The 22,555-nt window shown below is 63.2% G+C and carries 26 protein-coding genes, 1 pseudogene and 1 riboswitch; of the genes and pseudogenes, 14 read left to right on the top strand and 13 right to left on the bottom strand.

Translation table 11 applies throughout. The annotated features are described in order from the left end of the window. Positions 1-40 precede the first annotated feature (40 nt). A riboswitch (yybP-ykoY riboswitch) is annotated at positions 41-165 on the top strand. Positions 166-251: 86 nt separating this feature from the next. After that, positions 252-839: a TMEM165/GDT1 family protein gene (locus ACTYOL_RS04550; RefSeq protein WP_054895644.1), complete on the top strand. Its 588-nt coding sequence runs from the start codon at positions 252-254 to the stop codon at positions 837-839. A gap of 203 nt (positions 840-1,042) precedes the next feature. Here the strand turns inward: ACTYOL_RS04550 and ACTYOL_RS04545 are convergent, their stop codons facing one another. Next, a complete protein-coding gene (locus ACTYOL_RS04545) occupies positions 1,043-1,858 on the bottom strand; it encodes a M48 family metallopeptidase (RefSeq protein ID WP_054894582.1) in 816 nt (271 codons plus the stop codon). Positions 1,859-2,013: 155 nt separating this feature from the next. On the opposite strand from ACTYOL_RS04545, the pseudogene ACTYOL_RS04540 reads away from it, so the two are divergent. After that, positions 2,014-3,264, top strand: a pseudogene (locus ACTYOL_RS04540) (HAMP domain-containing protein); the annotation flags it as partial. A 12-nt stretch (positions 3,265-3,276) separates the two neighbouring features. Continuing rightward, positions 3,277-4,119, top strand: coding sequence for a methyl-accepting chemotaxis protein (locus tag ACTYOL_RS04535; protein ID WP_444758128.1), 843 nt, complete (start codon positions 3,277-3,279; stop codon positions 4,117-4,119). An 82-nt stretch (positions 4,120-4,201) separates the two neighbouring features. Here the strand turns inward: ACTYOL_RS04535 and ACTYOL_RS04530 are convergent, their stop codons facing one another. From ACTYOL_RS04530 to ACTYOL_RS04520, 3 genes are read right to left on the bottom strand one after another with little or no spacing between them, the layout of a single operon-like run. Further along, on the bottom strand, positions 4,202-4,822 hold the full coding sequence (locus ACTYOL_RS04530) for an SOS response-associated peptidase (protein WP_200602688.1): 621 nt from the start codon (positions 4,820-4,822) through the stop codon (positions 4,202-4,204). Between the two features lie 12 nt (positions 4,823-4,834). Then, a complete protein-coding gene (locus tag ACTYOL_RS04525) occupies positions 4,835-5,095 on the bottom strand; it encodes a putative signal transducing protein (protein ID WP_054894585.1) in 261 nt (86 codons plus the stop codon). Next, a complete protein-coding gene (locus ACTYOL_RS04520) occupies positions 5,095-5,280 on the bottom strand; it encodes a CPXCG motif-containing cysteine-rich protein (protein ID WP_054894586.1) in 186 nt (61 codons plus the stop codon). The genes ACTYOL_RS04525 and ACTYOL_RS04520 overlap by 1 nt, the downstream gene beginning before the upstream one ends. A 127-nt stretch (positions 5,281-5,407) precedes the next feature. Here ACTYOL_RS04520 and ACTYOL_RS04515 point away from each other — a divergent pair, with 127 nt between their 5' ends. After that, on the top strand, positions 5,408-6,574 hold the full coding sequence (locus ACTYOL_RS04515) for a 1-acyl-sn-glycerol-3-phosphate acyltransferase (protein WP_054894587.1): 1,167 nt from the start codon (positions 5,408-5,410) through the stop codon (positions 6,572-6,574). 85 nt (positions 6,575-6,659) lie between these two features. Here ACTYOL_RS04515 and ACTYOL_RS04510 read toward each other — a convergent pair whose 3' ends face one another. Next, on the bottom strand, positions 6,660-6,920 hold the full coding sequence (locus tag ACTYOL_RS04510) for a hypothetical protein (protein ID WP_054894588.1): 261 nt from the start codon (positions 6,918-6,920) through the stop codon (positions 6,660-6,662). Positions 6,921-7,077: 157 nt separating this feature from the next. On the opposite strand from ACTYOL_RS04510, the gene ACTYOL_RS04505 reads away from it, so the two are divergent. Beyond that, the gene (locus ACTYOL_RS04505) at positions 7,078-7,284 is read left to right on the top strand and encodes a hypothetical protein (RefSeq protein WP_153772571.1); all 207 of its coding nucleotides are present in this window, start codon (positions 7,078-7,080) and stop codon (positions 7,282-7,284) included. Positions 7,285-7,481: 197 nt separating this feature from the next. Here ACTYOL_RS04505 and ACTYOL_RS04500 read toward each other — a convergent pair whose 3' ends face one another. Further along, positions 7,482-8,066: a YajG family lipoprotein gene (locus tag ACTYOL_RS04500; protein WP_054894590.1), complete on the bottom strand. Its 585-nt coding sequence runs from the start codon at positions 8,064-8,066 to the stop codon at positions 7,482-7,484. Positions 8,067-8,210: 144 nt separating this feature from the next. Here ACTYOL_RS04500 and ACTYOL_RS04495 point away from each other — a divergent pair, with 144 nt between their 5' ends. Together ACTYOL_RS04495 and mqo are read left to right on the top strand one after the other, a co-directional pair. Beyond that, positions 8,211-8,444, top strand: coding sequence for a hypothetical protein (locus ACTYOL_RS04495; protein ID WP_153772572.1), 234 nt, complete (start codon positions 8,211-8,213; stop codon positions 8,442-8,444). A 605-nt stretch (positions 8,445-9,049) separates the two neighbouring features. Then, the gene (gene mqo / locus ACTYOL_RS04490) at positions 9,050-10,555 is read left to right on the top strand and encodes a malate dehydrogenase (quinone) (protein WP_153772573.1); all 1,506 of its coding nucleotides are present in this window, start codon (positions 9,050-9,052) and stop codon (positions 10,553-10,555) included. 85 nt (positions 10,556-10,640) lie between these two features. Here mqo and ACTYOL_RS04485 read toward each other — a convergent pair whose 3' ends face one another. From ACTYOL_RS04485 to ACTYOL_RS04470, 4 genes are all read right to left on the bottom strand, one after another. Next, positions 10,641-10,931 carry a PA4642 family protein gene (locus tag ACTYOL_RS04485; protein ID WP_054894593.1) on the bottom strand — a complete coding sequence of 97 codons (291 nt, stop codon included), beginning with the start codon at positions 10,929-10,931 and terminating at the stop codon, positions 10,641-10,643. Positions 10,932-11,000: 69 nt separating this feature from the next. Then, on the bottom strand, positions 11,001-11,471 hold the full coding sequence (locus tag ACTYOL_RS04480) for a hypothetical protein (protein ID WP_054894594.1): 471 nt from the start codon (positions 11,469-11,471) through the stop codon (positions 11,001-11,003). Positions 11,472-11,536: 65 nt separating this feature from the next. Beyond that, positions 11,537-12,010 carry a WbuC family cupin fold metalloprotein gene (locus ACTYOL_RS04475; RefSeq protein ID WP_444757591.1) on the bottom strand — a complete coding sequence of 158 codons (474 nt, stop codon included), beginning with the start codon at positions 12,008-12,010 and terminating at the stop codon, positions 11,537-11,539. A 2-nt stretch (positions 12,011-12,012) separates the two neighbouring features. After that, the gene (locus ACTYOL_RS04470) at positions 12,013-12,570 is read right to left on the bottom strand and encodes a hypoxanthine-guanine phosphoribosyltransferase (protein WP_054894596.1); all 558 of its coding nucleotides are present in this window, start codon (positions 12,568-12,570) and stop codon (positions 12,013-12,015) included. Between the two features lie 165 nt (positions 12,571-12,735). Here ACTYOL_RS04470 and upp point away from each other — a divergent pair, with 165 nt between their 5' ends. Continuing rightward, complete coding sequence (gene upp / locus ACTYOL_RS04465; protein WP_063542927.1) at positions 12,736-13,374, top strand: uracil phosphoribosyltransferase; 639 nt, start codon at positions 12,736-12,738, stop codon at positions 13,372-13,374. Between the two features lie 2 nt (positions 13,375-13,376). Continuing rightward, positions 13,377-14,651 (top strand): uracil-xanthine permease family protein, encoded by a 1,275-nt coding sequence (locus tag ACTYOL_RS04460; protein WP_054894598.1) that lies wholly within the window; start codon positions 13,377-13,379, stop codon positions 14,649-14,651. A gap of 60 nt (positions 14,652-14,711) precedes the next feature. Here ACTYOL_RS04460 and hemH read toward each other — a convergent pair whose 3' ends face one another. Both hemH and ACTYOL_RS04450 read right to left on the bottom strand, forming a co-directional pair. Then, positions 14,712-15,725, bottom strand: a complete 1,014-nt coding sequence (gene hemH / locus ACTYOL_RS04455; protein ID WP_063542925.1) for a ferrochelatase — start codon at positions 15,723-15,725, stop codon at positions 14,712-14,714. Positions 15,726-15,738: 13 nt separating this feature from the next. Next, positions 15,739-16,644: a TIGR01777 family oxidoreductase gene (locus ACTYOL_RS04450; protein WP_444757590.1), complete on the bottom strand. Its 906-nt coding sequence runs from the start codon at positions 16,642-16,644 to the stop codon at positions 15,739-15,741. A gap of 187 nt (positions 16,645-16,831) precedes the next feature. Between ACTYOL_RS04450 and ACTYOL_RS04445 the strand changes: the two genes are divergently transcribed. The 5 genes from ACTYOL_RS04445 (at position 16,832) to ACTYOL_RS04425 (ending at position 21,904) form a co-directional block, all read left to right on the top strand. After that, a complete protein-coding gene (locus ACTYOL_RS04445; RefSeq protein ID WP_063542920.1) occupies positions 16,832-17,818 on the top strand; it encodes an NAD(P)/FAD-dependent oxidoreductase in 987 nt (328 codons plus the stop codon). Between the two features lie 94 nt (positions 17,819-17,912). Continuing rightward, complete coding sequence (locus tag ACTYOL_RS04440) at positions 17,913-18,878, top strand: YbgA family protein (protein ID WP_153772578.1); 966 nt, start codon at positions 17,913-17,915, stop codon at positions 18,876-18,878. Continuing rightward, the gene (locus ACTYOL_RS04435) at positions 18,868-19,737 is read left to right on the top strand and encodes a MerR family transcriptional regulator (protein WP_444757589.1); all 870 of its coding nucleotides are present in this window, start codon (positions 18,868-18,870) and stop codon (positions 19,735-19,737) included. Before ACTYOL_RS04440 ends, ACTYOL_RS04435 begins: the two co-directional genes overlap by 11 nt. Before the next feature lie 23 nt (positions 19,738-19,760). Next, on the top strand, positions 19,761-21,188 hold the full coding sequence (gene phrB, locus ACTYOL_RS04430; RefSeq protein ID WP_444757588.1) for a deoxyribodipyrimidine photo-lyase: 1,428 nt from the start codon (positions 19,761-19,763) through the stop codon (positions 21,186-21,188). Positions 21,189-21,199: 11 nt separating this feature from the next. After that, positions 21,200-21,904: an SDR family NAD(P)-dependent oxidoreductase gene (locus tag ACTYOL_RS04425; protein WP_153772581.1), complete on the top strand. Its 705-nt coding sequence runs from the start codon at positions 21,200-21,202 to the stop codon at positions 21,902-21,904. A 37-nt stretch (positions 21,905-21,941) separates the two neighbouring features. On the opposite strand, the gene ACTYOL_RS04420 is transcribed toward ACTYOL_RS04425, so the two are convergent. Beyond that, positions 21,942-22,460 carry an acyloxyacyl hydrolase gene (locus ACTYOL_RS04420; protein ID WP_197892557.1) on the bottom strand — a complete coding sequence of 173 codons (519 nt, stop codon included), beginning with the start codon at positions 22,458-22,460 and terminating at the stop codon, positions 21,942-21,944. Between the last annotated feature and the right edge of the window lie 95 nt (positions 22,461-22,555).

The raw sequence follows: 22,555 nt of genomic DNA, 5'->3' as shown, positions 1-22,555 counted from the left end.
AAAATTAACGCTTGCCCAAACCGTTTCGGCTAGGCAGAATCCGCTCCGTCCTAGGGGAGTAGTCTCCCGCAAGCACCCTCTGCTTGCCCGGTACGCGTCAACACACTTGGCCCACAGGCCATGGCGCGTGCGACCTCACGGCTCACACAGATGAGCCCGGGGTTTGACAAGACCTATGACACGCACACCTTACCCGGGGCGGGGAGGCTGTACGTGTCATAGCCGTGTCGACCCGCCCCGTAGGAAGCCTGATGCTCGAATCCCTGCTCGTTCCCACCGCCATCGTTGCGCTCGCCGAAATCGGCGACAAGACGCAATTGCTCGCGCTCATTCTCGCGGCGCGCTTTCGTAAGCCGTGGCCGATCATCGCCGGCATCGTCGCCGCCACCCTCGCCAACCATGCAGCCGCCGGCGCCGTGGGGGCCTGGGTCAGCGGGTTCTTCACCGAAAGCGTGCTGCACTGGATCCTGGCTGCAAGCTTCACCGCCACCGCCCTGTGGACCCTGGTCCCGGACAAGATGGACGATGACGAAACCAGCAATGCACGCCGCTTCGGCCCGTTCCTGACCACGTTGATCGCGTTCTTCCTGGCGGAGATCGGTGACAAGACCCAGGTCGCCACGGTGATGCTGGCCGCGCAGTACCCGCACCTGATCATGGTCATCATCGGCACTACGCTGGGCATGTTGATTGCCAACGTACCAGTGGTCCTGGCGGGCAACTTCGCGGCCGACAAACTGCCGCTGGCGTTGATCCGTCGACTGGCGGCGGCAGCGTTCTTCGTGCTGGCAGCGGTCGCGGTGTATTCGGCGATGAAGACCAGTGGGTGGATTGGCTAGGGCAACGAAGACAGGGCAGGAAGGTGAGAGCGGTCCTGACTGTGGGAGCGGGCTCGTCCCGCGATCACCGGCAAAGCCGGTGCCAGACACCGCAGCACCTGGCACCGGCTTTGCCGGTGATCGCGGGACCAGCCCGCTCCCACAGGAATTGCTCCAGCCGCGGGATAGTTGAACCAGACAACTACCCCACCGCGCAGAGCGGGTTACTTCTTCGCCGCCTGGTACAGCGGCATCACCTTCGGAATCGCGGCCTGCAGCGACGCGATGCGGCTGGCCGAAGCCGGGTGAGTGCTCATGAACTCAGGCGGTGCGCCTTCGGACGCCTTGCTCATCTTGTTCCACAGGGTGATCGCCGCATTCGGGTCGTAACCGGCCCGTGCCGACAGTTCCAGGCCGATCAGGTCGGCCTCGTTCTCGTTGGCCCGGCTGTTGGGCAGGGTCATGGAGTAGTTCACCACAGTGTCGGCCAGCGCCATGCTGTCCTGGCCAAGGCCGAAGATCGCACCGGCGCCCTGGCGCGCCATCTCGATACCGTAGGCCTTGGACATCGCCTCGCGACCATGCTCACGCAGGGCGTGGGCGATTTCATGGCCCATGACCGCAGCCAGCTCAGCGTCGGTGAGCTTGAGCTGATCAATCAGCCCGGTGTAGACGATGATCTTGCCGCCCGGGCCGCAGTTGGCGTTGAGCTCATCGCTCTTGATCACGTTGACCTCCCACTTCCATTGCGCGGCATCCGGCCGGAATTGCGGGGCCTGGGCAATCAGGCGGTCGGCAATGACCTGCACACGCTTGGCATCGGCACTGCTCTTGTCCAGCACGCCCTTGCTCGACGCTTCACCGAGGGTCTGCTGGTACGACTGCGCATACATCTGGTTGACCTCATCGGTCGACAGCATGCTGAACATGTACTGCTTGCGCTCGACGCCAACCGCTCCGCCGCTGGTGGTATTGACCGCCTGGCAACCACCCAGCAGAACGCTGGCGCTCAACAGGCTGATCACGAAAGACTTACGCATGAAAACACTCCCTTTTTACATGCCGCGTATCCTAGGCCCACTCGCCTGACCCTGCCAGAGCCGCAGGGAAGATTTCTCTCATCTTCCCCTCATGCTTTCCCTCGACCACGCCGATAACAAAAGAAAACGACCTCCTTGCGTGGAGCTTTCCAGTAATGAAGTTCAAGTCGATCCAGTTTTCCGTGGCGGCCCTGGCCGGTGCCATTGTATTGAGCATTGTCGCGGCGCTGGTGCTGTACGCCGTGTACTCCGGGGCCCGCACCCAGGACCTGGTACAGCAGCGCACCCAGCAGCAGTTCGAAAGCGTGATCGAACAGCGCCTGTCGGCCCTGGCCCGCACCCAGGTGAGCGAGATCCAGCGCGGCCTGGAAGCGCCGCTGCTGATCAGTCGCAGCCTGGCCACGGTCAACGCCATGCTCGGCATGCAGGACGTCGACGGCAAACCGCTGATGCAGATCGACCGCGCCTACCTGAACAACCTGCTCAAGCGCACCGTGGAGGTCAACCCGACGGTGCTCGGTGCGTATCTGGGCTGGGAACCGAACGCACTGGATCACGCCGACATCAATGGCGAACGCTACCTGCCCTGGTGGTTCCGCAACGCCGACGGCAGTCTCGGCCAGGACCGCCTGGTGGACGTCAACGACCACACCGTGCTGTCGACCGGGGTACGCGCCAGTGAGTATTACCTTTGCCCGAAGGAAACCAAGAAGGCCTGCGTGATCGACCCGGCGCCCTACAAGGTTGGCGACAAGATGGTGATGCTCGCTTCGTTCGTCGAGCCGATCATGGTCAACGGTCAGTTCCAGGGCATCGCCGGGGCCGACCTGTCGGTGAACTTCATCCAGGACCTGCTCAACGCTGCCGACCGCCAGCTGTACAACGGCGCCGGCGAACTGGCACTGGTGTCGAGCAACGGTCGTCTGGTCGCCTATACCAAGGACGCCTCCAAGTTCGGCGAGAAGGCCAGCGACGTGCTGGACCCGGCCGAAGCCGCAACCCTGGCCAGTATCAGCGGCGAAGACCTGCAATATAAAGTCGACACCGCCAAGGACCGTATCGAGCTGTTCCTGCCGTTCAAGGTCGCCAGCACCGACGCGCGCTGGGTCCTGCTGCTGGAAATGCCGCTGAGCACGGTCATGGCCGACGTCAACCAGCTACAGAAAGACCTCGGCGAGCAGCGCCGTACCGACATCGCCGGCATGACCCTGGTCGGCCTGGGCATCGCCGCCCTCGGCCTGCTGGTTATCTGGCTGCTGGCCCATGGCATTGCCCGTCCGCTGAAACAGATGGTGGCGATGCTCGACGACATCGCCCAGGGCGAAGGCGACCTCACCCGCCGCCTGCAGAGTGACCGCGCCGACGAGCTGGGCGCCATCGCCAAAGGCTTCAACACCTTCCTGGCCAAGCTGCAGGCGATGATCAGCCAGGTGGTGACCTCGGTACAGAAAGTCAGCGACTCCTCGGAGCACACCGCCGACATCGCCATCCGCACCAACCAGGGCGTGCACAGGCAGATGGCCGAGATCGACCAGGTAGCCACCGCCGTGCAGGAGATGACCGCCACCGCCCAGGACGTGGCACGCAATGCCACCCACGCCGCGCACGCGGCCAGCAATGCCGACCAGGCTGCCAACCAGGGCATGCAGATCGTGCGCGACACCTCGCAGTCGATCAGCATCCTGGCCAGCGAGATCGGCCGTGCAGTGACCGTGGTGCAGACCTTGGCCCGCGACAGCGAGAACATCAATGCCATCCTGGTGACCATCCGCGCCATCGCCGAACAGACCAACCTGCTGGCGCTCAACGCTGCCATCGAGGCGGCCCGCGCCGGAGAGCAGGGCCGCGGCTTCGCCGTGGTCGCCGACGAGGTGCGCAACCTGGCGCAGAAGACCCAGCAGGCCACCCAGGAAATCCAGCAGATGATCCAGCAGTTGCAGCAGGGCACCCGCGATGTGGTCAAGGTGATGGAAGACAGCCAGGGCAAGACCGACGACAGCGTGCAGCAGGCCAGCCGTGCTGCCGAAGCGCTGGAGAGCATCACCGAGGCCGTGTCGGTGATCAACGACATGAACACCCAGATCGCCAGCGCCGCCGAACAGCAGAGCGCGGTGGCCGAGGACATCAACCGCAACGTCATCAACATCGGCCAGGTGGCCGGCGAAGTGGCCGGCGGGGCTGACGAATCGAGCCAGGCCAGTGCCGAGCTGACCAAGCTGGCCGAGCAGCAGCGGCGGTTGATCAATCAGTTCAGGGTTTGATTCAAATACCGAGTCGCTCTTTTCGCGGGCAAGCCCATCTCTGTGAGGAGTGGGCTTGCCCGCGAAATGCTCGCCATAAATCTCAAGCCGGAGTCAGGCACTCCGGCCCATCGAGCTTCGGATCATTGACCAGATGCGCCAGCGCCCGCTCGCGCAACGCCGCTGGAGGGCTGGCCAGCAGCTCGTGCAGGCGCGCCAGCGGTGTGTCGGGATCCAGCCAGGCGGCCTGCCCGGCCTCATCGAGAATCAATGGCCGACGCTGGTTCATCGCCGCCTGAGTGACCACCGCACAACTGAGCCAGACCTGCTCCTGCACCGGATACGCCTCCCACACCGCGGCATAGAACAACGACGCGCCCTCCCCCGGCGTAACCCAGTACGGGCGCTTGCGCGCCGTTCCGCGCCACTCGTAGAAGCCGTTGGCCGGCATCAGGCAACGGCGCTGGCGAAATGCATCACGAAACATCGGCTGCTCGGCGAGGGTCTCGGCGCGGGCATGGGCGGGGGTGCGGGACAGGTCGGTGAGCCAGGCCGGGGTCAGGCCCCAGCGTGCCCTGGTCAGCTGCAACTGGCCGTCGAGCCGGCGTTGAATCAGCACCGACGCCCCAGGCGAGATGTTCCATTGGGCCTGCTGGTCGGCGGGAAATCCGGGCAGGGCGGCAAAAGCCTGGGACCAGCGAAAGAGGGCGTAACGTCCACACATAAGACAGCAAACCTAGCAGATCAGGGTACCGGGGATACTCTCCGGCTCGTCCCCGGCAAGGGGCTGGGCGGCATTGTACTCATCGATCAGCTGCCGTGCGTACCCGGCCTGTTCATCGGCAACCGCCAGGGCCAGCAAGCCCTGCATCGGCAGATCGCCCATGGCGCCGACCAGATCGCCGCCGATCAGGTGCACCTGGACGCCTTCGCTGGCCAGCATGCCTACCAGCATCTGCGCCTCCATCAGGCTCTCGGGTTCGTAGATGCGGCGCATCAGGCATCGTCCTCGCGGCGTACTTCGAGCATCCATTCGTCACCATGCACCTGCAGGATGAACACGATGGGCTGGCAGCACACCTGGCAGTCCTCGGTGTAGTGCTGGTCGCCACCGGAAATATCGACCGTGGTTTCCACACGCTCACCGCAATAAGGACAGTCATAAAAGTCGATTTCGAGCATCGGGGGCCTGCGCAGTGACTTATGCGTATAATTGCCGGTCTGTTTACGGGGTCCGTGTGTGTCCGAGCCGTTTTTTTCGGCCCCGCCCCTACTTTATTACTCTAGCCGTTTCCAACAAGAGAGCATGATGGGCGAATTCGATGCCATCCGACCTTACGACGACGCTGAAGTGCCTGCCGTGCTGGCACGCCTGCTCAGCGACCCGGCATTCCTCGATATCCTCACCCACTTCCGTTTCCCGCGTATCGCGGGCGCCTTCGGCTGGCTGCTCAAGCCGCTGATCGCCCGGCGCCTGCGCAAGGAGTTCGCTGGCGTGACCAGCGTCTCGACCCTGCAGGACAAGGTCGAATACTACGTCGACCGCACCATCGACCGAGCCACCGACGGGGTCACCTACACTGGCGTCGAGCAGCTCAAGTCGGGCAGTGCCTACCTGTTCCTGGCCAATCACCGCGACATCGTCATGGACCCGGCGTTCGTCAACTATGCGGTCTATCACGCCGGCCTGCCGACGCCACGCATCGCCATCGGCGACAACCTGCTGCAAAAGCCGTTCGTCAGCGACATGATGCGTCTGAACAAGAGCTTCATCGTGCACCGCTCGATCAGTGGCCGACGCGAGAAGCTCGCGGCTTACCAACTGCTGTCGGCCTACATCAACCATTCGATCCGCAACGACAGCGCCTCGATCTGGATTGCCCAGGCCGAAGGCCGTGCCAAGGATGGTGACGATCGCACCGATTCGGCGATCCTCAAGATGTTCCACATGAGCCGCAAGGACGAGCCGTTCGGCGCAGTGATCCAGAGCCTGAACCTGATCCCGGTGTCGATCAGCTACGAATACGACCCCTGCGACCAGGCCAAGGCGCGCGAACTGTATATCCGCGCCACCACCGGCACCTACAAGAAAGTGCCCGGCGAAGACGACAACAGCATCGCCCAGGGCATCACCGGCTACAAAGGCCGGGTGCACATCAACTTCGCACCGCCGGTGACCGAGTACCACGAGGACACCAAGCAACTGGCCCTGGCCATCGACCGGCAGATTCTCGGCGGCTACCGGCTGTTCCCGGTCCACTACCTGGCCTATGCGATGTGGGACGGGCAGGACGCGGCGCTGGAAGTACCCGCCGCAGAGAAAGTGTTTGCGGCCGAGGAGCTGGCACGCGCCAAGGAGGAGTGGCAGCGTCGCCTGGAGGCCTGCCCTGCGGAGCACCGGCCATACCTGGTGCAGCAGTATGCGACGCCGGTGCGCAATCAGTACCAGGTCAAGCGCCAGGCCGAGGTGGTTTGAGACGAAGCCGCTCCCGCAGGAACACCGCCGCGTTCATGAACGGCGCCATACCTGCAGGAGCGGCCTTGTGCCGCAGAAAAGCTGTTCAGATCCAGGTGCTGAACCACGACAACAGCAGCGCCATCGCCAGGCACGAGAAGCCCAGGATGTAGTAGTAGCGCGGTACACGCAGGTCGAACGCATCGACCAGCCCTTCCTCGGCAGCCAGGCTTTCACGCACATCGCTCTGGCGACGCCGCGCACTGTGCAGCAGCAGGCCGCCGGGGCAGGTGATGAACAGCGCCAGGACATTGATCAGCTTGGCGGGATGGGCGGCCAGGAACCCCCAGAGGACTTGCAGGGACATCGCGCAACCTCGAAACGACGATAAGCAAAGCCCGGCATTCTACCCAAGCTCCACCCAACCTCCCGTTTTTTGCGACCAAGTGTCATTAAATTTCATCTGTCACACGCTCGTCATCCAGACAGGCCACCCTGTCGGCCTTTCCAGACCGGAGCTTGTCATGCTGCACGCCGAAAACCAGGACCGTCTCTACCTCGTCTCGCAGAGCGACGAGCAGCAGGCACTGATCGACGGATTCGCGATCAATGTCCACGACCAGCGCTGGCTGGTGTATTGCGCCCTGGGCGGACACGCGCACCAGGACCTGCCGGAGGTCGATATGGACACCGGGCTGAGTATGCTGGATTTCGGCATCGAGGCGGCCTGACCGCCCACTCGCGACCCAGTGGGAGCGGGCTTGCCCGCGAAAAGTACACCGCGGTGCATGGCACCGGCGAAGCCGGTGTTCGCGGGCAAGCCCGCTCCCACAGGGACCACGTCTACCAGGGGTTGGGCATCGTCCGACCAAAGAAAAACCCGCTGCCTGTCGCCAGGCAGCGGGTTTTGTTCATTCAGGCGGCGTGCTTATTCAGCCAGGACCTGACCGATGGTCGGGTCCTTGAACAGCCGGGTCAGCGCATCGCTGAGTACGTCACTGACCAGCTTGGTGTTGGTTTCCTGGTTCGGCGCCATGCCGAAGCGCTGGTCAAGCGAGGCGCCGTAACGGCCGCTGTAGCGACGGTTGGCGTTGGACACGTCGGCACGGAAGGTGGCACCGATGGTGGCCTCGGTCACGTACATCTTGTCCTTGGGCGACTGGTACTTCAGCTCGGCCAGGGTCACGGTCAGCTGTGGCGCGCTGCCGGCCCCCGAGGTGGGGGTGAAGCCGAGCAGGCGTACTGCCGCTTCGGCCTGGGCCTGCAGCTTGGGCACGACGTCATTGCCGTTGACGGTAATGGTGCTGGTCTCGGGGTACATGCCACCCCGCGTGCCCAGCGACTGCGAAGCACGGCCGTCGACCACCCGCACGACCACCGGCTGGCCACGACCTACCGGATTGAGCTGAGCGGTGAGCTTGGGTTGCGGGCTGAGTTGCTGCGGGCTGTGTGCACAGCCGACCAGGCTCAGGGTGGCCACCGCCATCAAACCGAACAACAGACGTTGCAGCATGCGCATTTCTCCAGAAAAAGCGGCAAAGGCCCACAGTATACCCAGCCTGGAGCAAGCCAGTCATCGGCCCGCAGCTGCTGTCACAATGGTTTCATGGCCCCGGCGTTATCCTTGCCCCAGCCCGATCAAACAGGACTCGCCGCCATGGCCTCGCTCTGGACCTTGCTCTTCCAACGCCCGCGCCACAACACCTACGCCCGCCTGGATGCCGATGGCAAATGCCTGGCCTTCAAGCAGTGCCACCAGGCACCGAGCGGCGTTGGCTGGGTCCAGGTCAGCGAAGCGCACCTGGGCTGGCTGGGCCATCCGTTGCCCAACAGTGCGCGGATTTGCGTACCTGCAAGCCGCCGTTGGCAGCAACGCATCCTCCCCGCCTGACAAACGCTGCAATAAAAACCCAAGAAGAACGACCTTTCTGCCCGCGACCTCGTTATAATCTCCCCCCGATTATAAGGACGTCTCCTGATCGGGCCCCGCACTCGCCGCTTGACCCCGGCACCTTCACCGCTTCGCCCACAGAGAGCCTTCCACTCAGGTCTTGCATTGGCTGTCGTGCCTGCTGTCTCTGGCCGTCTGCTGCGCATGAACCTGCGGGTTGCCACCGCGCAGTCCACTTTTGAGGTTCACGACTCCAAAAGAGCGTGAAAAAACGGTTTTTCACAACTTCACGAGAGTGTGGCGAGCAAATGAACAGTCTGGCATGTGCAAAAGCGGCAGATACGTCTCGAACAGCCCTGAACAGACGGCAAAAGCGCTCATCCTGGATGGGAGCCTGAGGCCGGTCCATAACGCACGACGGAACACTTGACCATAAGTCGAATTGCCGCACCCGTGGCAAATGGCGTTCAATTATCGAACACCCAAGACTGATTGGCGGTGTCCGCGGAAGTTGCAAGAACTGCGAAGAGTCGGACATGGCGATCCTGGCCAACCCAGGGGTCCTATGCTGTCAATTAGGTGCTGTAGATTGTGGAGACGCGTTAATGGCGCAGAACGAATCGGTTGATGTGGTACTGGTAGGCGCGGGCATCATGAGTGCCACCCTGGCCGTACTGCTCAAGGAGCTGGACCCTGCGATCAAGCTGGAAGTCGTCGAGGCGATGGACTCCGGGGCCGCGGAAAGCTCCAACCCCTGGAACAACGCCGGGACCGGCCACGCCGGCCTGTGCGAGCTGAACTATACGCCCCAGGCCGCCGATGGCAGCATCGACATCAAGAAGGCCGTGCACATCAATACCCAGTTCGAGGTGTCCCGCCAGTTCTGGGCCTACCTGAGCAAGAAGGGCGGCTTCGGCTCGCCGCGCGACTTCATCAATCCCGTGCCGCACCTGAGCTATGTCGAAGGTGACAAGGGCGTGCAATTCCTCAAGAAGCGCTTCGAGCTGCTCAAGCAGCACCACGCGTTCTCCGAGATGGAATACACCGAAGACAAGGCGCTGATGAACGAGTGGATGCCGCTGATGATGCCTGGCCGCCCGGCCGACCAGCACATCGCGGCCACCCGCGTGCTCAAGGGTACCGACGTCAACTTCGGCGCCCTGACCAACAAGCTGCTCAAGCTGCTGGGCGACAGCCCCAATGCCCAGGTCAAGTACAGCAAGAAGGTCACCGGCCTGCGCCGTAAAGGCGACGGCTGGACCGTGAGCATCAAGGACGTCAACAGCGGCAACAGCCGTGAAGTCGACGCCCGCTTCGTCTTCCTCGGCGCAGGTGGCGCGGCGCTGCCGCTGCTGCAAGCGTCGGGCATCCCGGAGAGCAAGGGGTTCGGCGGTTTCCCGGTCAGCGGCCAGTGGCTGCGCTGCGACAATCCGGAGATCGTCAAGCAGCACCAGGCCAAGGTCTACAGCCAGGCCGCGGTCGGTGCCCCGCCAATGTCGGTGCCACACCTCGACACGCGCGTGGTCGACGGCAAGAAATCCCTGCTGTTCGGGCCTTACGCCGGCTTCACCACCAAGTTCCTCAAGCATGGCTCGTTCATGGACCTGCCGCTGTCGGTGCGCATGGGCAACATCGGCCCGATGCTGGCGGTGGCCCGCGACAACATGGACCTGACCAAGTACCTGGTCAGCGAAGTGATGCAGTCGATGGAGCAGCGCCTGGAATCGCTTCGCCGCTTCTACCCCGAAGCGAAAGCCGAGGACTGGCGCCTGGAAGTGGCCGGTCAGCGCGTGCAGATCATCAAGAAGGATCCGAAGAAAGGCGGCATCCTGCAGTTCGGCACCGAGCTGGTATCGGCCGCCGATGGCAGCCTGGCTGCGCTGCTTGGCGCCTCGCCGGGCGCGTCGGTGACGGTCTCGATCATGCTCGAGCTGATCGAGCGCTGCTTCCCCGAACAGGCCAAGGGCGCCTGGGCTGCCAAGCTCAAGGAGATCTTCCCGGCTCGCGAGAAGACTCTGGCCGCCGATGCCGCGCTGTACCACAAGATCAGCGCCGACAACGACGTGGCCCTGGACCTGGCACAAAACAGCCCGGCCAAGCACTACGCCTGAAACGGCTGAAACGAAAAAACGCCCCGAGGGGCGTTTTTTTGTGCCTGGAATCCCTGCCGCGAACAGGGCAGGACCGGCTCGAGGATCAGCCGCGGGCGTTAGCGATGATCTCGATGTACTCGGGCGCGTTGCGCTGGTCGGCGATCACTTCGGCGAAGGTCTTGCCGTGCTCGTCCTTGCCATCGACATCGTATCCAGCTTCAACGAAGAAGCCGACGAAACGCTCGAAGTCATCGATGCGCAGGCCACGGTAGGCCTTGATCAGCTTGTGGTGCGACGGCGAGGTCAGGCCATCGGCCGGCTCGAACTGAAGGAACGTCTTGATGTAGTCGTCGCTGATCTCGTCACCGATAACCTGCTTCTTGTCTTTACGCATTGCCGACTCCAACTGGGCCATCACGGGCATTTCAAAGGCGGGCAGTGTACCGCTGGCTGCCCATGCGCCTCAACGCGTACGTACGGTTCCAGTGTGCAGGTCGGCCCAGACATGGCCGTTGGCGTAACTGAGGAACTGCACGTACAGCGTCTCGTTGCGCAGCAGGTCCATGATCACCCGGTAATCGGCCTGTGGATAATTCAGCGTCAGGGTACGGGTCTTGTCATCGTAGGTCGGCCGCTTGAGGCTCTTGCCGCCCTCGCCGTCGAAGGTGACCAGCACCTGCGCGATGGTTGCCCCCTTGCTCATGGGCTTGCCCTTCAGGCGCAAGGTCAGGGACGAGGTGATGGGAATCGGCTGCTGGCTGGACTGACGCTGGGCACCGACCACCACCGAGTAATCGGTGACCTGCAGCAGTTGTTGCGACTCGGGTTCTTCCTGGCGCAGCGAGAGGTCATCAGGCGGGAGGAACTGGCTGTGCAAAGGCGCTGCCGACAGCGGCAGGCTCAGCGCCAGCAGAAGGGGAAAGATCGCGCGCATGAAGGGCTCCTTGGCATAGGGGAGCACTCTAGCACGCCTGATCGATCGCTACTGGCAGCGTACGCTCAATCGAACTGCGCGCGCATCCAGGCCTGGTACTGTGCCACCCCGTCCTCACCCTCGCGCGGTGCCCAGTAGGCATGCTCGCCGTCGCCTACCGGGCGGTAGGGGCCGGACTTGCATTCGAACAGGATGCTGTCATCTTCGAGCACCACCAACCCGTGATAGGTGCCAGGCGCCAGGTCGACCCCCAGGCAATCGCCGCCGGCTTCGAGCACGCGCTTGTCGCACACCGCGCCCTGCTCGTCGAAGATCAGCAGCCCCAGACGCCCCTTGAGCACCACCAGCGCCTCGGCCTTGTCATCCTTCAGATGACGGTGCGGCGGAATGTAGGTACTGGTCTGCAAACCGATTGCCATGCGGTGGCAAGGTTCTTCCATCTCGTGAAAGTTGTGGTGCTGGCGGCCGCGCGGACTGGCAGCGGCCTTTTCAGCCAACGCCCCGAACAAGGCCTGATCCATGAAAGACGGCTTGCGCATGATCACATTCCTTTTACGGCGAAGATGCCATTGGCGTTGCGCCAGTAACCCTTGTAGTCCATGCCATAACCGAAGATATAGCGATCGACGCACGGCAGGCCGACGTAGTCAGCCTTCAAGTCCGGGCTGGCCTTGCGGTCGTGGTCCTTGTCGATCAGCACTGCGGTATAAACCGAGCGCGCACCAGCATGCTTGCAGAAGTCGATGATGGCGCTGAGGGTGTGGCCTTCGTCGAGGATGTCGTCGACGATCAGCACGTCACGGTCGATGAAGGAGATTTCCGGCTTGGCCTTCCAGAACAGCTCACCGCCGCTGGTCTGGTTGCGGTAGCGGGTCGCGTGCAGGTACGAGGCCTCCAGCGGGAACTGCAGGTGGGTCAGCAGTTTGCCGGCGAAGATCAGGCCGCCGTTCATCACGCAGAAGACCACGGGGTTCTTGTCGTGCAGGTCTTTGCAGATCTGCTCACCGACCTGGGCGATGGCCGCTTCGACCTGGGCTTCGTTGTACAGGCAATCGGCCTCGTTCATCACTTGGCGGATATGCTCGAGATCGGCGGACATGGCGCTCTCCAGGAGGTGCATTTTGGAAAAGCGGGCAAAGGTACGCATCCGCTCGTCCCAGATCAAGCATTTATGGACTAACGTGCTCAATGACTGCACGACAGCAAGGACTGAATAGATTAACCTAGCGCGGTTTTTTTGCCCGCCTCCCGGAGCCCTCCCCCTATGCCCATTCGTGAGATCCGCCATCCGCTGATCCGCCACAAGCTCGGCCTGATGCGCCGCGCCGATATCAGCACCAAGAACTTTCGCGAACTCGCCCAGGAAGTCGGTGCGCTCCTGACCTACGAAGCCACCCAGGACCTGCCGCTGGAAACCTACGAGATCGACGGCTGGTGCGGCAAGGTCCAGGTCGAGAAAATCGCCGGCAAGAAGATCACCGTAGTGCCGATCCTGCGGGCCGGCATCGGTATGCTCGATGGCGTGCTCAGCCTGGTCCCGGGCGCCAAGGTCAGCGCCGTGGGCGTGGCGCGCAACGAGGAAACCCTCGAGGCGCACACGTACCTGGAAAAACTCGCGCCGGACATCAACCAGCGCCTGGCACTGATCATCGACCCGATGCTCGCCACTGGCGCCTCGATGGTCGCCACCATCGACCTGCTGAAGAAGGCCGGTTGCCGGGAAATCCGCGCCATGGTCCTGGTCGCGGCGCCCGAAGGTATCGAGGTGGTCGAGAAAGCCCATCCGGACGTACAGATCTACACCGCGTCCATCGATCAGCGCCTGAACGAGCACGGTTACATCGTTCCGGGCCTCGGCGATGCCGGCGACAAGATCTTCGGCACCAAGCAGAAGGACGCCTGACCATGCAGGACGGCTTCAACGACCCGCTGTGGCGCCAGGTCGTCTCGGGCGCGCAGATGCTCTTCGTGGCATTCGGCGCGCTGGTGCTCATGCCGCTTATCACGGGCCTGGACCCTAACGTGGCACTGTTCACCGCCGGTATCGGCACCTTGCTGTTCCAGCTGGTCACGGGCCGTCAGGTGCCGGTGTTCCTGGCATCGAGCTTTGCCTTCATCACCCCGATCATCCTCGCCAAGGGCCAGTTCGGCCTGGCCGCGACCATGGGCGGCGTGATGGCAGCAGGCTTCGTCTACACCTTCATGGGCTTGATGGTGAAGATCAAGGGCACGGGGTTCATCGACCGCATGCTGCCTCCGGTGGTCATTGGCCCGGTGATCATCTCCATCGGCCTGGCCATGGCGCCGATCGCCGCCAACATGGCCATGGGCAAGGGTGGCGACGGCGCCGCGCTGATGCCCTACAAGACCGCCATGCTGATCTCCATGCCAGCGTTGCTGACCACCTTGATCGTCGCCGTGTTCGGCAAGGGCATCTTCCGCCTGGTACCGATCATTGCAGGCGTGCTGGTGGGCTTTGCCCTGTCGTTCGCCTTCGGCGTGGTCGACACCGCGAAAATCGCCGCTGCCCCCTGGCTGGAACTGCCCAACTTCACGGCGCCAGAGTTCAACTGGCAGGCGATCCTGTTCATCGTTCCGGTGGCCCTGGCGCCGGCGATCGAGCATATCGGTGGGGTAATCGCGGTCGGCAGCGTGACCGGTCGCGACTACCTGAAAAAGCCCGGCCTGCACCGCACCCTGTTCGGTGACGGCCTGGCCACCACGGCTGCCGGCCTGTTCGGCGGTCCGCCCAACACCACCTACGCCGAAGTGACGGGCGCGGTGATGCTGACCAAGAACTACAACCCTAAGATCATGACCTGGGCTGCAGTGTTCGCGATCACCCTGGCGTTCATCGGCAAGTTCGGCGCGCTGCTGCAGAGCATTCCGGTGCCGGTGATGGGCGGCATCCTCTGTCTGCTGTTCGGTTCGATCGCGGCAGTGGGCATGAACACCATGATCCGCCACAAGATCGACCTCTCCGAGGCGCGCAACCTGGTGATCGTTTCGGTGACCCTGGTGTTCGGTATCGGTGGTGTGCTGATCGGCAGCGGCGACGGCCCGGACGACTGGGGCCTGAAGGGCATCGCCCTGTGCGCCGTGGTCGCCATTGCCCTGAACCTGATCCTGCCGGGCAACGACGGTTGGAAGAACAAGAAGCTGGATGACCAGTTGCCTTGACCAGGCGTTGAACCGAATCGGCCTCTTCGCGGGTTTACCCGCGAAGAGGCCATCACCCAATCAAGCCCTCTCGCACATCCCTGCCAATACCTGCGCCCACTGCGGGTGATCGTTCAGGCACGGCACCAGCACCAGTTCCTCGCCCCCCGCTTCGATGAACTGCTCCTTGCCACGATCGCCGATCTCCTCCAGCGTCTCGATGCAATCGGCAACGAAGGCCGGGCACATCACCAGCAGTTTCTTCACCCCCGCCTTGGCCAGCTCATCAAGCCGCGTTTCGGTATAGGGCTCGATCCACTTGGCCCGCCCCAGCCGCGACTGGAACGAGGCTGACCACTTGCCATCGGGAATTCCTGCCGCCCTGGCGAACGCAGCAGCGCTGGCCAGACACTGCGAGCGATAGCAGACCTTGCGCACCTGGGCACAGGCCTTTTCGCAGCAGTTCGCGCTCTGGAAACAATGGGAGCCGGTCGGGTCAAGCTTCTTCAGATGGCGCTCGGGCAGGCCGTGGAAGCTCAACAGGATGTGATCGTATTCCTGCTCCAGGTATGGGCGCGCGCTGGTGACCAGGGCATCGATGTACTCGGGCTCGTCGTAGAAAGGCTGCAGCACCCGCATGTCGAACGGCAGTTGGCGGTCGGCGACGGTCTGGCGAGCCAACTCCACCACCGTGGTCACGGTGCTGTCGGCGAACTGCGGGTACAACGGCGCCAGGGTCACCTTGCGCACACCCTGCGCAGCAAGACGCTCCAGCACTTCTGGCAGCGCCGGTTGACCATAGCGCATGGCGATTTCCACCGGACCATGCGGCCAATGCGGGGTGATGGCCGCCTGCAGGCGGCGGGTCAGCACCACCAGTGGCGAACCCTCGTCCCACCAGATCGACGCATAGGCGTGGGCGGACTGCTCCGGGCGCTTGATCAGGATCAGCGACACCAGCAAGCGCCGCACCGGCCAGGGCAGGTCGATCACATACGGGTCCATGAGGAACTGGTTGAGGTAGCGGCGCACATCGGCGACCGAGGTGGATGCCGGTGAACCTAGGTTGACCAGCAGCAGGGCATGATCGGTCATGCAGCGTCCTATATCAGAGGCGGTCGGACAGGTCGTCCAACGCCGATTGCAGATCGTTGAAGCGGAACGTGAAACCTTCGGCCAGCAGGCGCACCGGGCGCGCACGCTGGCCACCCAGCAGCAGGGTCGACAACTCGCCCAGGCCGGCCTTGAGCACCAGCGCCGGCAGCGGCAGCAACGCCGGGCGATGCAGTGCCCGCCCCAGACGCCTGGCGAACTCGCGGTTGCGTACCGGCTCCGGCGCGCAGGCATTATAGGGACCGCTGGCTTGGTTGTGCTGCAAGAGAAAATCAATCAGGCCGATCTGGTCCTCTATATGGACCCACGGCATCCATTGCCGACCGTTGCCGATCGGCCCACCAAGACCCAGCTTGAATGGCAGGCGCAGGCGCGAAAGAAAGCCTCCATCGCTGGCCAGTACCAACCCGGTACGCACCAGCACTACGCGCATGCCGAGGGTTTGCGCACGTTGTGCGGTCTCTTCCCAGGCGATGCACAGCTGACTGGCGAAATCTTCTTTCACCGGCTGCGAGGCCTCGGTCAACTCACGCTCGCCACCATCGCCGTACCAGCCCACAGCCGAGCCCGAAATCAGCAACCCGGGACGCTGCTCGCGGCGCTCCAGCCAGCTCAGCAACTGCTCGGTGAGGGTGACACGACTGGCCCACAACAGTTGCCGGCGTGCCGCCGTCCAGGGTCGATCGGCGATGGGGGCGCCGGCCAGGTTGACCACCGCGTCCAGCGGATCGTCCGCCTCCAGCTCCTCCAGCCGTGCGATGCCGCGCACGGCGCTGCCGCAACGCTTGGACACCTGGCCAGGGTCGCGGCTCCACACCGTCAGGCGATGACCTTGGCTGAGCCAGAGCTGGCACAAGTGTCGGCCGATCAACCCAGTACCGCCTGTCAGCAATATATGCATGGCTGTGTCCTCACAAGCTGCGGCCATGGTCTATTTTTAAGATCAAGGCACTTTTTAAACCGATAGCTCTCGGATAAACATAGGCCAACCTGTCCTATCGAGCGGAATAACCTTATACAAAACTTCTGTATTGTACAGGTTTGTCTGACAGCGTAGTCTGCTTAAAGCAAGGTTCGAAGAGGCCATCATGACAGTACCTATTGCCATTATCGGTGCCGGTATCGCCGGTCTGTCCGCCGCCCAGGCCCTGCAGAAGGCCGGACAGAGCGTTCACTTGTTCGACAAGGGCCACGGCAGTGGCGGGCGCATGGCCAGCAAGCGCAGCGACGCCGGCGCGCTCGACCTCGGCGCCCAGTACTTCACCGCTCGCGACCGACGTTTCGTCGAGCAAGTCCAGCAATGGGTTGCGGCCGGCTGGGTCGCGCAGTGGAAGCCGCGGCTCTACAACTACCGCGACGGTGAACTGACCCCCTCTCCCGACGAACAGACCCGCTGGGTCGGCGTGCCACGCATGAGCGCCATCACCCGCGGCCTGCTCAAGGATGTCACGGTCAACTTCGGGTGCCGTATCGCCGAGGTGTTCCGCGGCAAGCAGTACTGGCATCTGCAGGACACCGAGGGCTGCAGCCATGGCCCGTTCAGCCGGGTGGTGATCGCTGTGCCAGCACCGCAGGCCACGCCCCTGTTGGCGGCCACGCCCAAGCTCGCCGCGGTCGCCGCCGGGGTGCAGATGGAACCCACCTGGGCCATCGCTCTGGGCTTCCAGACACCACTCGACACCCCGATGCAAGGCTGCTTCGTGCAGGACAATCCACTCGACTGGCTGGCACGCAACCGCAGCAAACCCGGCCGCGATGAGCAGCTGGACACTTGGGTGCTGCATGCGACCTCCAGCTGGAGTAGCGAACACCTGGACCTCCCCAGGGAGAAAGTCATCGAGCAGTTGTGGGGCGAGTTCGCCGAACTGGTCGGCTGCGTGGTGCCAGCCCCCACCTTCGCCCTCGCCCACCGCTGGCTCTATGCCCGCCCCGCCGGTAACCATGAATGGGGCACCCTGGCCGACGCCGACCAGGGCCTGTATGCCTGCGGCGACTGGTGCCTGTCGGGACGCGTGGAAGGTGCCTGGCTCAGCGGCCAGGAGGCAGCGCGGCGCTTGCTCGAACACCTCGAGTGAAGTTGTACAAGAAATTTGTCTTGCATAAGTTTTTCGATGTGCTGGAATAGACCTGTACAACATTTTTGCCTTGTACAGGTCTACGGAGGCCACGATGAACTTTCCCCACTCGACAGGCAAACCCCGCATCGCCATCAGCGCCTGCCTGGCCGGGCAGGACGTGCGCTACAACGGCGGACACAAAGCCTCGGACCTGTGCCAGTCCCTTGATGAGCATTTCGACTGGCTGCCGCTGTGTCCGGAAGTTGCCATCGGCCTGGGCATTCCCCGCGACGCCATTCGCCTGGTCGGCGATCCGCAGGCCCCGGAAGTGATCAACCCGCGCGATCCCGGTACCGATCTCGCACCACCCCTGCGTGCCTACGGCCAGCAGATGGCCGATGCGCTCGACGACATTTGCGGCTATGTGTTCATGCAGAAGTCGCCGTCCTGCGGGCTCGAGCGGGTCAAGGTCTATCAGGACAATGGCCGTCCCTCCGTGCTGGGCGGGCGCGGCGCCTATGCCCAGGCGTTCTGCGAGCGTCGCCCGGACCTGCCGGTGGAAGAGGAAGGCCGCCTGCACGACCCGGTGCTGCGCGAAAACTTCATCAGCCGCGTCTACGCCTATGCCGACTGGCAGCACCTGCTGGCACAAGGCTTGAGCCGCGGAGCCCTGATTCGTTTCCACTCACGCTATAAATACCTGCTGATGGCCCACAACCCGCAGGCCTACCGCGAACTCGGCCGCCTGCTGGGCAGCATGAGCCGCGACGACGACCCGCTGCAGATCGGCCCGCGCTACTTCAGCCAGCTGATGCAGGCTCTGCGTCGCTGCGCCAGCCGCGGCACCCACAGCAACGTTCTGCAGCACCTGTGCGGCTATCTGCGCGATGCCCTGGACAGCAGCGACAAAGCCGAACTGCAGCGCCTGATCAACCAGTACCAGCAGGGTTGCGTGCCGCTGGTGGTCCCGCTGACCCTGCTCAAGCACCACCTGCGCATTCATCCCGACCCTTATTTGATGCAGCAGGCCTATCTGCAACCGCACCCGGAAAACCTGGGCCTGCGCAATGCACTCTGAAGACAGCTTGCCGATCGGCGAACTGGCCAGACGCACCGGCGTCAACCCTGTCACCTTGCGAGCCTGGGAACGGCGCTACGGCCTGCTGGTGCCGGAGCGCACACCCAAGGGCCATCGTCTTTACAGCACACTGCATATCGAGAGAGTGCAGGCCATCCTGCAGTGGCTGGAGCGCGGCGCCTCGGTAAGCCAGGTGCGTGATCTGCTCGAAAACCGCAACGAAGCCTCGCCAAGGCTGGAGGGTGACTGGCAAGCTCGCTGCCTGCAACTGATCGAGGCCATTGCCGACCTTGCTCAACGCTCGCTGGACCAGCAACTCAACCAGGCCATGGCGCTTTATCCCGCCTCGACCCTGTGCGAGCAATTGCTGCTGCCGCTGCTCGAGCGCCTGGAGCAACGCTGGCGCAAGCACTTCGACGCCAGCCTCGAGCAGGCCTTCTTCCACACTTGGCTGCGCAGCAAGCTGGGCGCGCGGGTCTACCACGACAACCATTCGCTCGAGGGGCCGCCCGTGCTGTTGGCCACGACCCTCGACGCCCCCTTCGATGCTCAACTGTGGCTCTGCGCCTGGCTGCTCAGCAGCAGCGGCTTTGCCGTGGAAGTGCTCGAACAACCGGTCGGCTGCAAACAACTGCTGCACGCAATCGCCCGACTTGCCCCCCGCGCCCTGGTGCTGCACCTGGGGCCGCGTATCGACCTCCAAGCACTGGCCCCGCTGCGGGATGTAACGCTGATGAAACTCCTGGGAGGCGCCAGCGTCTTCATTAACGAGGAGCGACTGCGGAGCCTGGAACTTCCGGCGCTGCAGCTCTTCGAGACTCCGCAGGGGGCATTGCGCCTGCTTCAGCAATCACGCTGAACCCGACTGTCAGAGACCCTGAGATGCAATTGATCTGGCTGCGCAGCGACCTGCGCATAAGCGACAACACCGCCCTCTCCACCGCCAGCGCACAGGGGCCGACCATTGCCCTGTGGATCGCCAGCCCCGAGCAATGGCAGGCGCACGACGATGCGCCGAGCAAGGTCGACTTCTGGATACGCAACCTGCGCGACCTGCGTCAGGCTCTCGAACGCCTGAATATCCCGCTGCTGATCCGCCATACCGACACCTGGCAACAGGTGCCCGAAACCGTGCTGGAGGTTTGCCGCATGCACAAGGTGCAGACGGTGCACTGGAACGATGAGTACGGCGTCAACGAAAGCCAGCGTGACCAGCGTACCCAGTCTTTGCTGGAGCGCTCCGGCGTGGCCACCCGCACGCACCTGGACCAGCTGTTCTTCCATCCCGGCACCCTGCTGACCAAGGCGGGCAACTACTTCCAGGTCTTCGGCCAGTTTCGCAAGGCTTGCCTGGAACATCTGCATCGCAGCCTGCCAACCCTTGCCCATCCCGTGAAACCACAGGCCCCGCTGGGCATCGCCAGCGACTCGATCTCCAGGCACATCGAAGGCTTCGACACGCCCGCTAAGGCCTTGCGCGACCACTGGCCTGCCGGTGAAGACGAGGCTCAGGGCAGGCTGTCGCGCTTCGTCGACGAAACCATCGACGACTACCAGACCCTGCGTGACCTGCCGGCCAGGCCCGGCACCAGCCAACTCTCGCCCTATCTTGCCGCCGGCGTGATCTCGCCGCGCCAATGCCTGCACGCCGCACTGTCGAGCAACCGTGGCGAATTCGACAGCGGCAGCCAAGGTGTACGGACCTGGATCGACGAGCTGCTCTGGCGCGAGTTCTACAAGCACATCCTGGTGGGCTATCCTCAGGTCTCGCGCCACCGCCCCTTCCGCGCCCCTACCGAGGCTCTGCCCTGGCGCGATGCGCCCGAGGATCTGGAGGCGTGGGAACAAGGCCGCACCGGTTTCCCGTTGATCGACGCAGCCATGCGCCAGCTGCTGCATACAGGTTGGATGCACAACAGGCTGCGCATGGTGGTAGCCATGTTCCTGAGCAAGAATCTGCTCATCGACTGGCGCAAGGGTGAGCGGCATTTCATGCGACACCTGATCGACGGCGACCTGGCGGCGAACAACGGCGGCTGGCAGTGGAGCGCCTCCACCGGCACCGATTCGGTGCCCTATTTCCGGATCTTCAACCCAGTGACCCAGTCGCAGCGTTTCGATCCAAAAGGACGCTTTATCCGCCATTGGTTACCAGAACTCACCCATCTGGATGACAAACACATTCATTTGCCTGTGAAATCTTCCGGACTATTTGATACAAATGAATACATCAGCCCGATCGTCGATCTGGACAGCAGTCGCCATAGGGCACTGGCGGCATTCAAGGCGCTACCCGCCTCCACCAACTGAAGGACACGGTATTGAGTAGTACGCGCAGGTTCTGGGTGACAGGGGCCAGCAATGGCGTAGGCCTCGCCCTGGTCGAACGGCTGCTCGAAGAGGGTCATCGAGTCGCCGCCAGCGGAAAGAATTGCCAGGAACTCGACACGTTGGCCGAGCTGCACGAGGCACGCTTGCTGCGCCTGCCCGTGCACGTGCACGAGCTGGCCGAGGCGCAGGCGGCGGCCGAGCAATTGCAGTCGCACTGGGGTGCACTGGATGTCTTGATCGTCAATGCCGGCACGTGCGACTACCTGCCAGACAGCCTACCTGCCAACGCGATAATGGAAGCCATCGTCAGCAGCAACCGGCACGCCAGCGAGCATGTCTTGGCCAACGCACTGTCCTTGTTGGCCAGAGGCGACAGGCCACAGGTGATGGCGCTGTTCAGTCGCTATTCGACGCTGCAGCTGTTTGCGCCAGCGCAGAACCCGGCAGGGCACAACAACCTGCCCCAGTGGTTCCGCGAGCAACGCAAGGTCCTCGACGATCTGACGGTGCAGCTTACGGTGGTCGCGCCGCAGTCGCTCAAGGCGCCGGTTAGCAGCAGCATGGCGATACCTGAATCCTGGACGGCGCAGAGCGCAGCAGAGGAGTTGGTGCGCAGGCTCGATCAACCCGAGGCCGAATTGGTGCTCGAAGTGTTGGATCCGACCTTGCTGTGGCCACTGCCCAGGGAAGCCTGAGGTAAATCCGGGGCGCTACACGCCCCGGTGATCCGGGTCAGAGCGCCATTCGATAATGCAGCGAATAGCTCTCGACGCCATCATTTGGCTGCTTGATCCCGGCGTTGGAGTAGTGGATCGCGCGAACCCCGATCTCGTGCCCACCTGCAAAGCGCAGGCCGAAACCGATGCGGTCCTCGAACTGGAACGACGAGCCCAGGTCATTGCTTTCCAGCTTGGTCCGCGAGAATGCCGCCACACCGATCCCCGCCTCGATGTAAGGTTTGACCGAGTCCCCGGCGAACTCGTAAACGAACACCGGCGCGAACGACAGGCTGTGATTGCTTGCTCTCTCGTCGCCATCCCAGAAGGTGTAGGCACCGTCCCAGTACCCAGTAATACGGCCTACGCTGGTCTGCCACCAACTGGCATCCCAGGTCGACTGCAGCCCCAGTCGGTAAACCATGGTGCTGTCGCCGGTCTGCCCCACCGACAACGAGACATCGGCCGCCTGCGCCGATACCGTCTGCCCCAACGCCAACGCGGCAACCACTGCCACTCCAAGCAAATGCCTCATGAGCCCGTCCTTCTTCCTGGTGTTGTTATCAAGTGTCTGCCTGTAAGTCAGGCTCAATGATAGAAATCAGCACTGGGACGATAGTTCAGCTTTGC

Origin of the sequence: Pseudomonas sp. A014, assembly GCF_052378495.1 — a bacterium.
In the GTDB taxonomy this organism is placed as follows: domain Bacteria; phylum Pseudomonadota; class Gammaproteobacteria; order Pseudomonadales; family Pseudomonadaceae; genus Aquipseudomonas; species Aquipseudomonas machongensis.
This window is presented reverse-complemented; position numbering and strand designations above follow the sequence as displayed.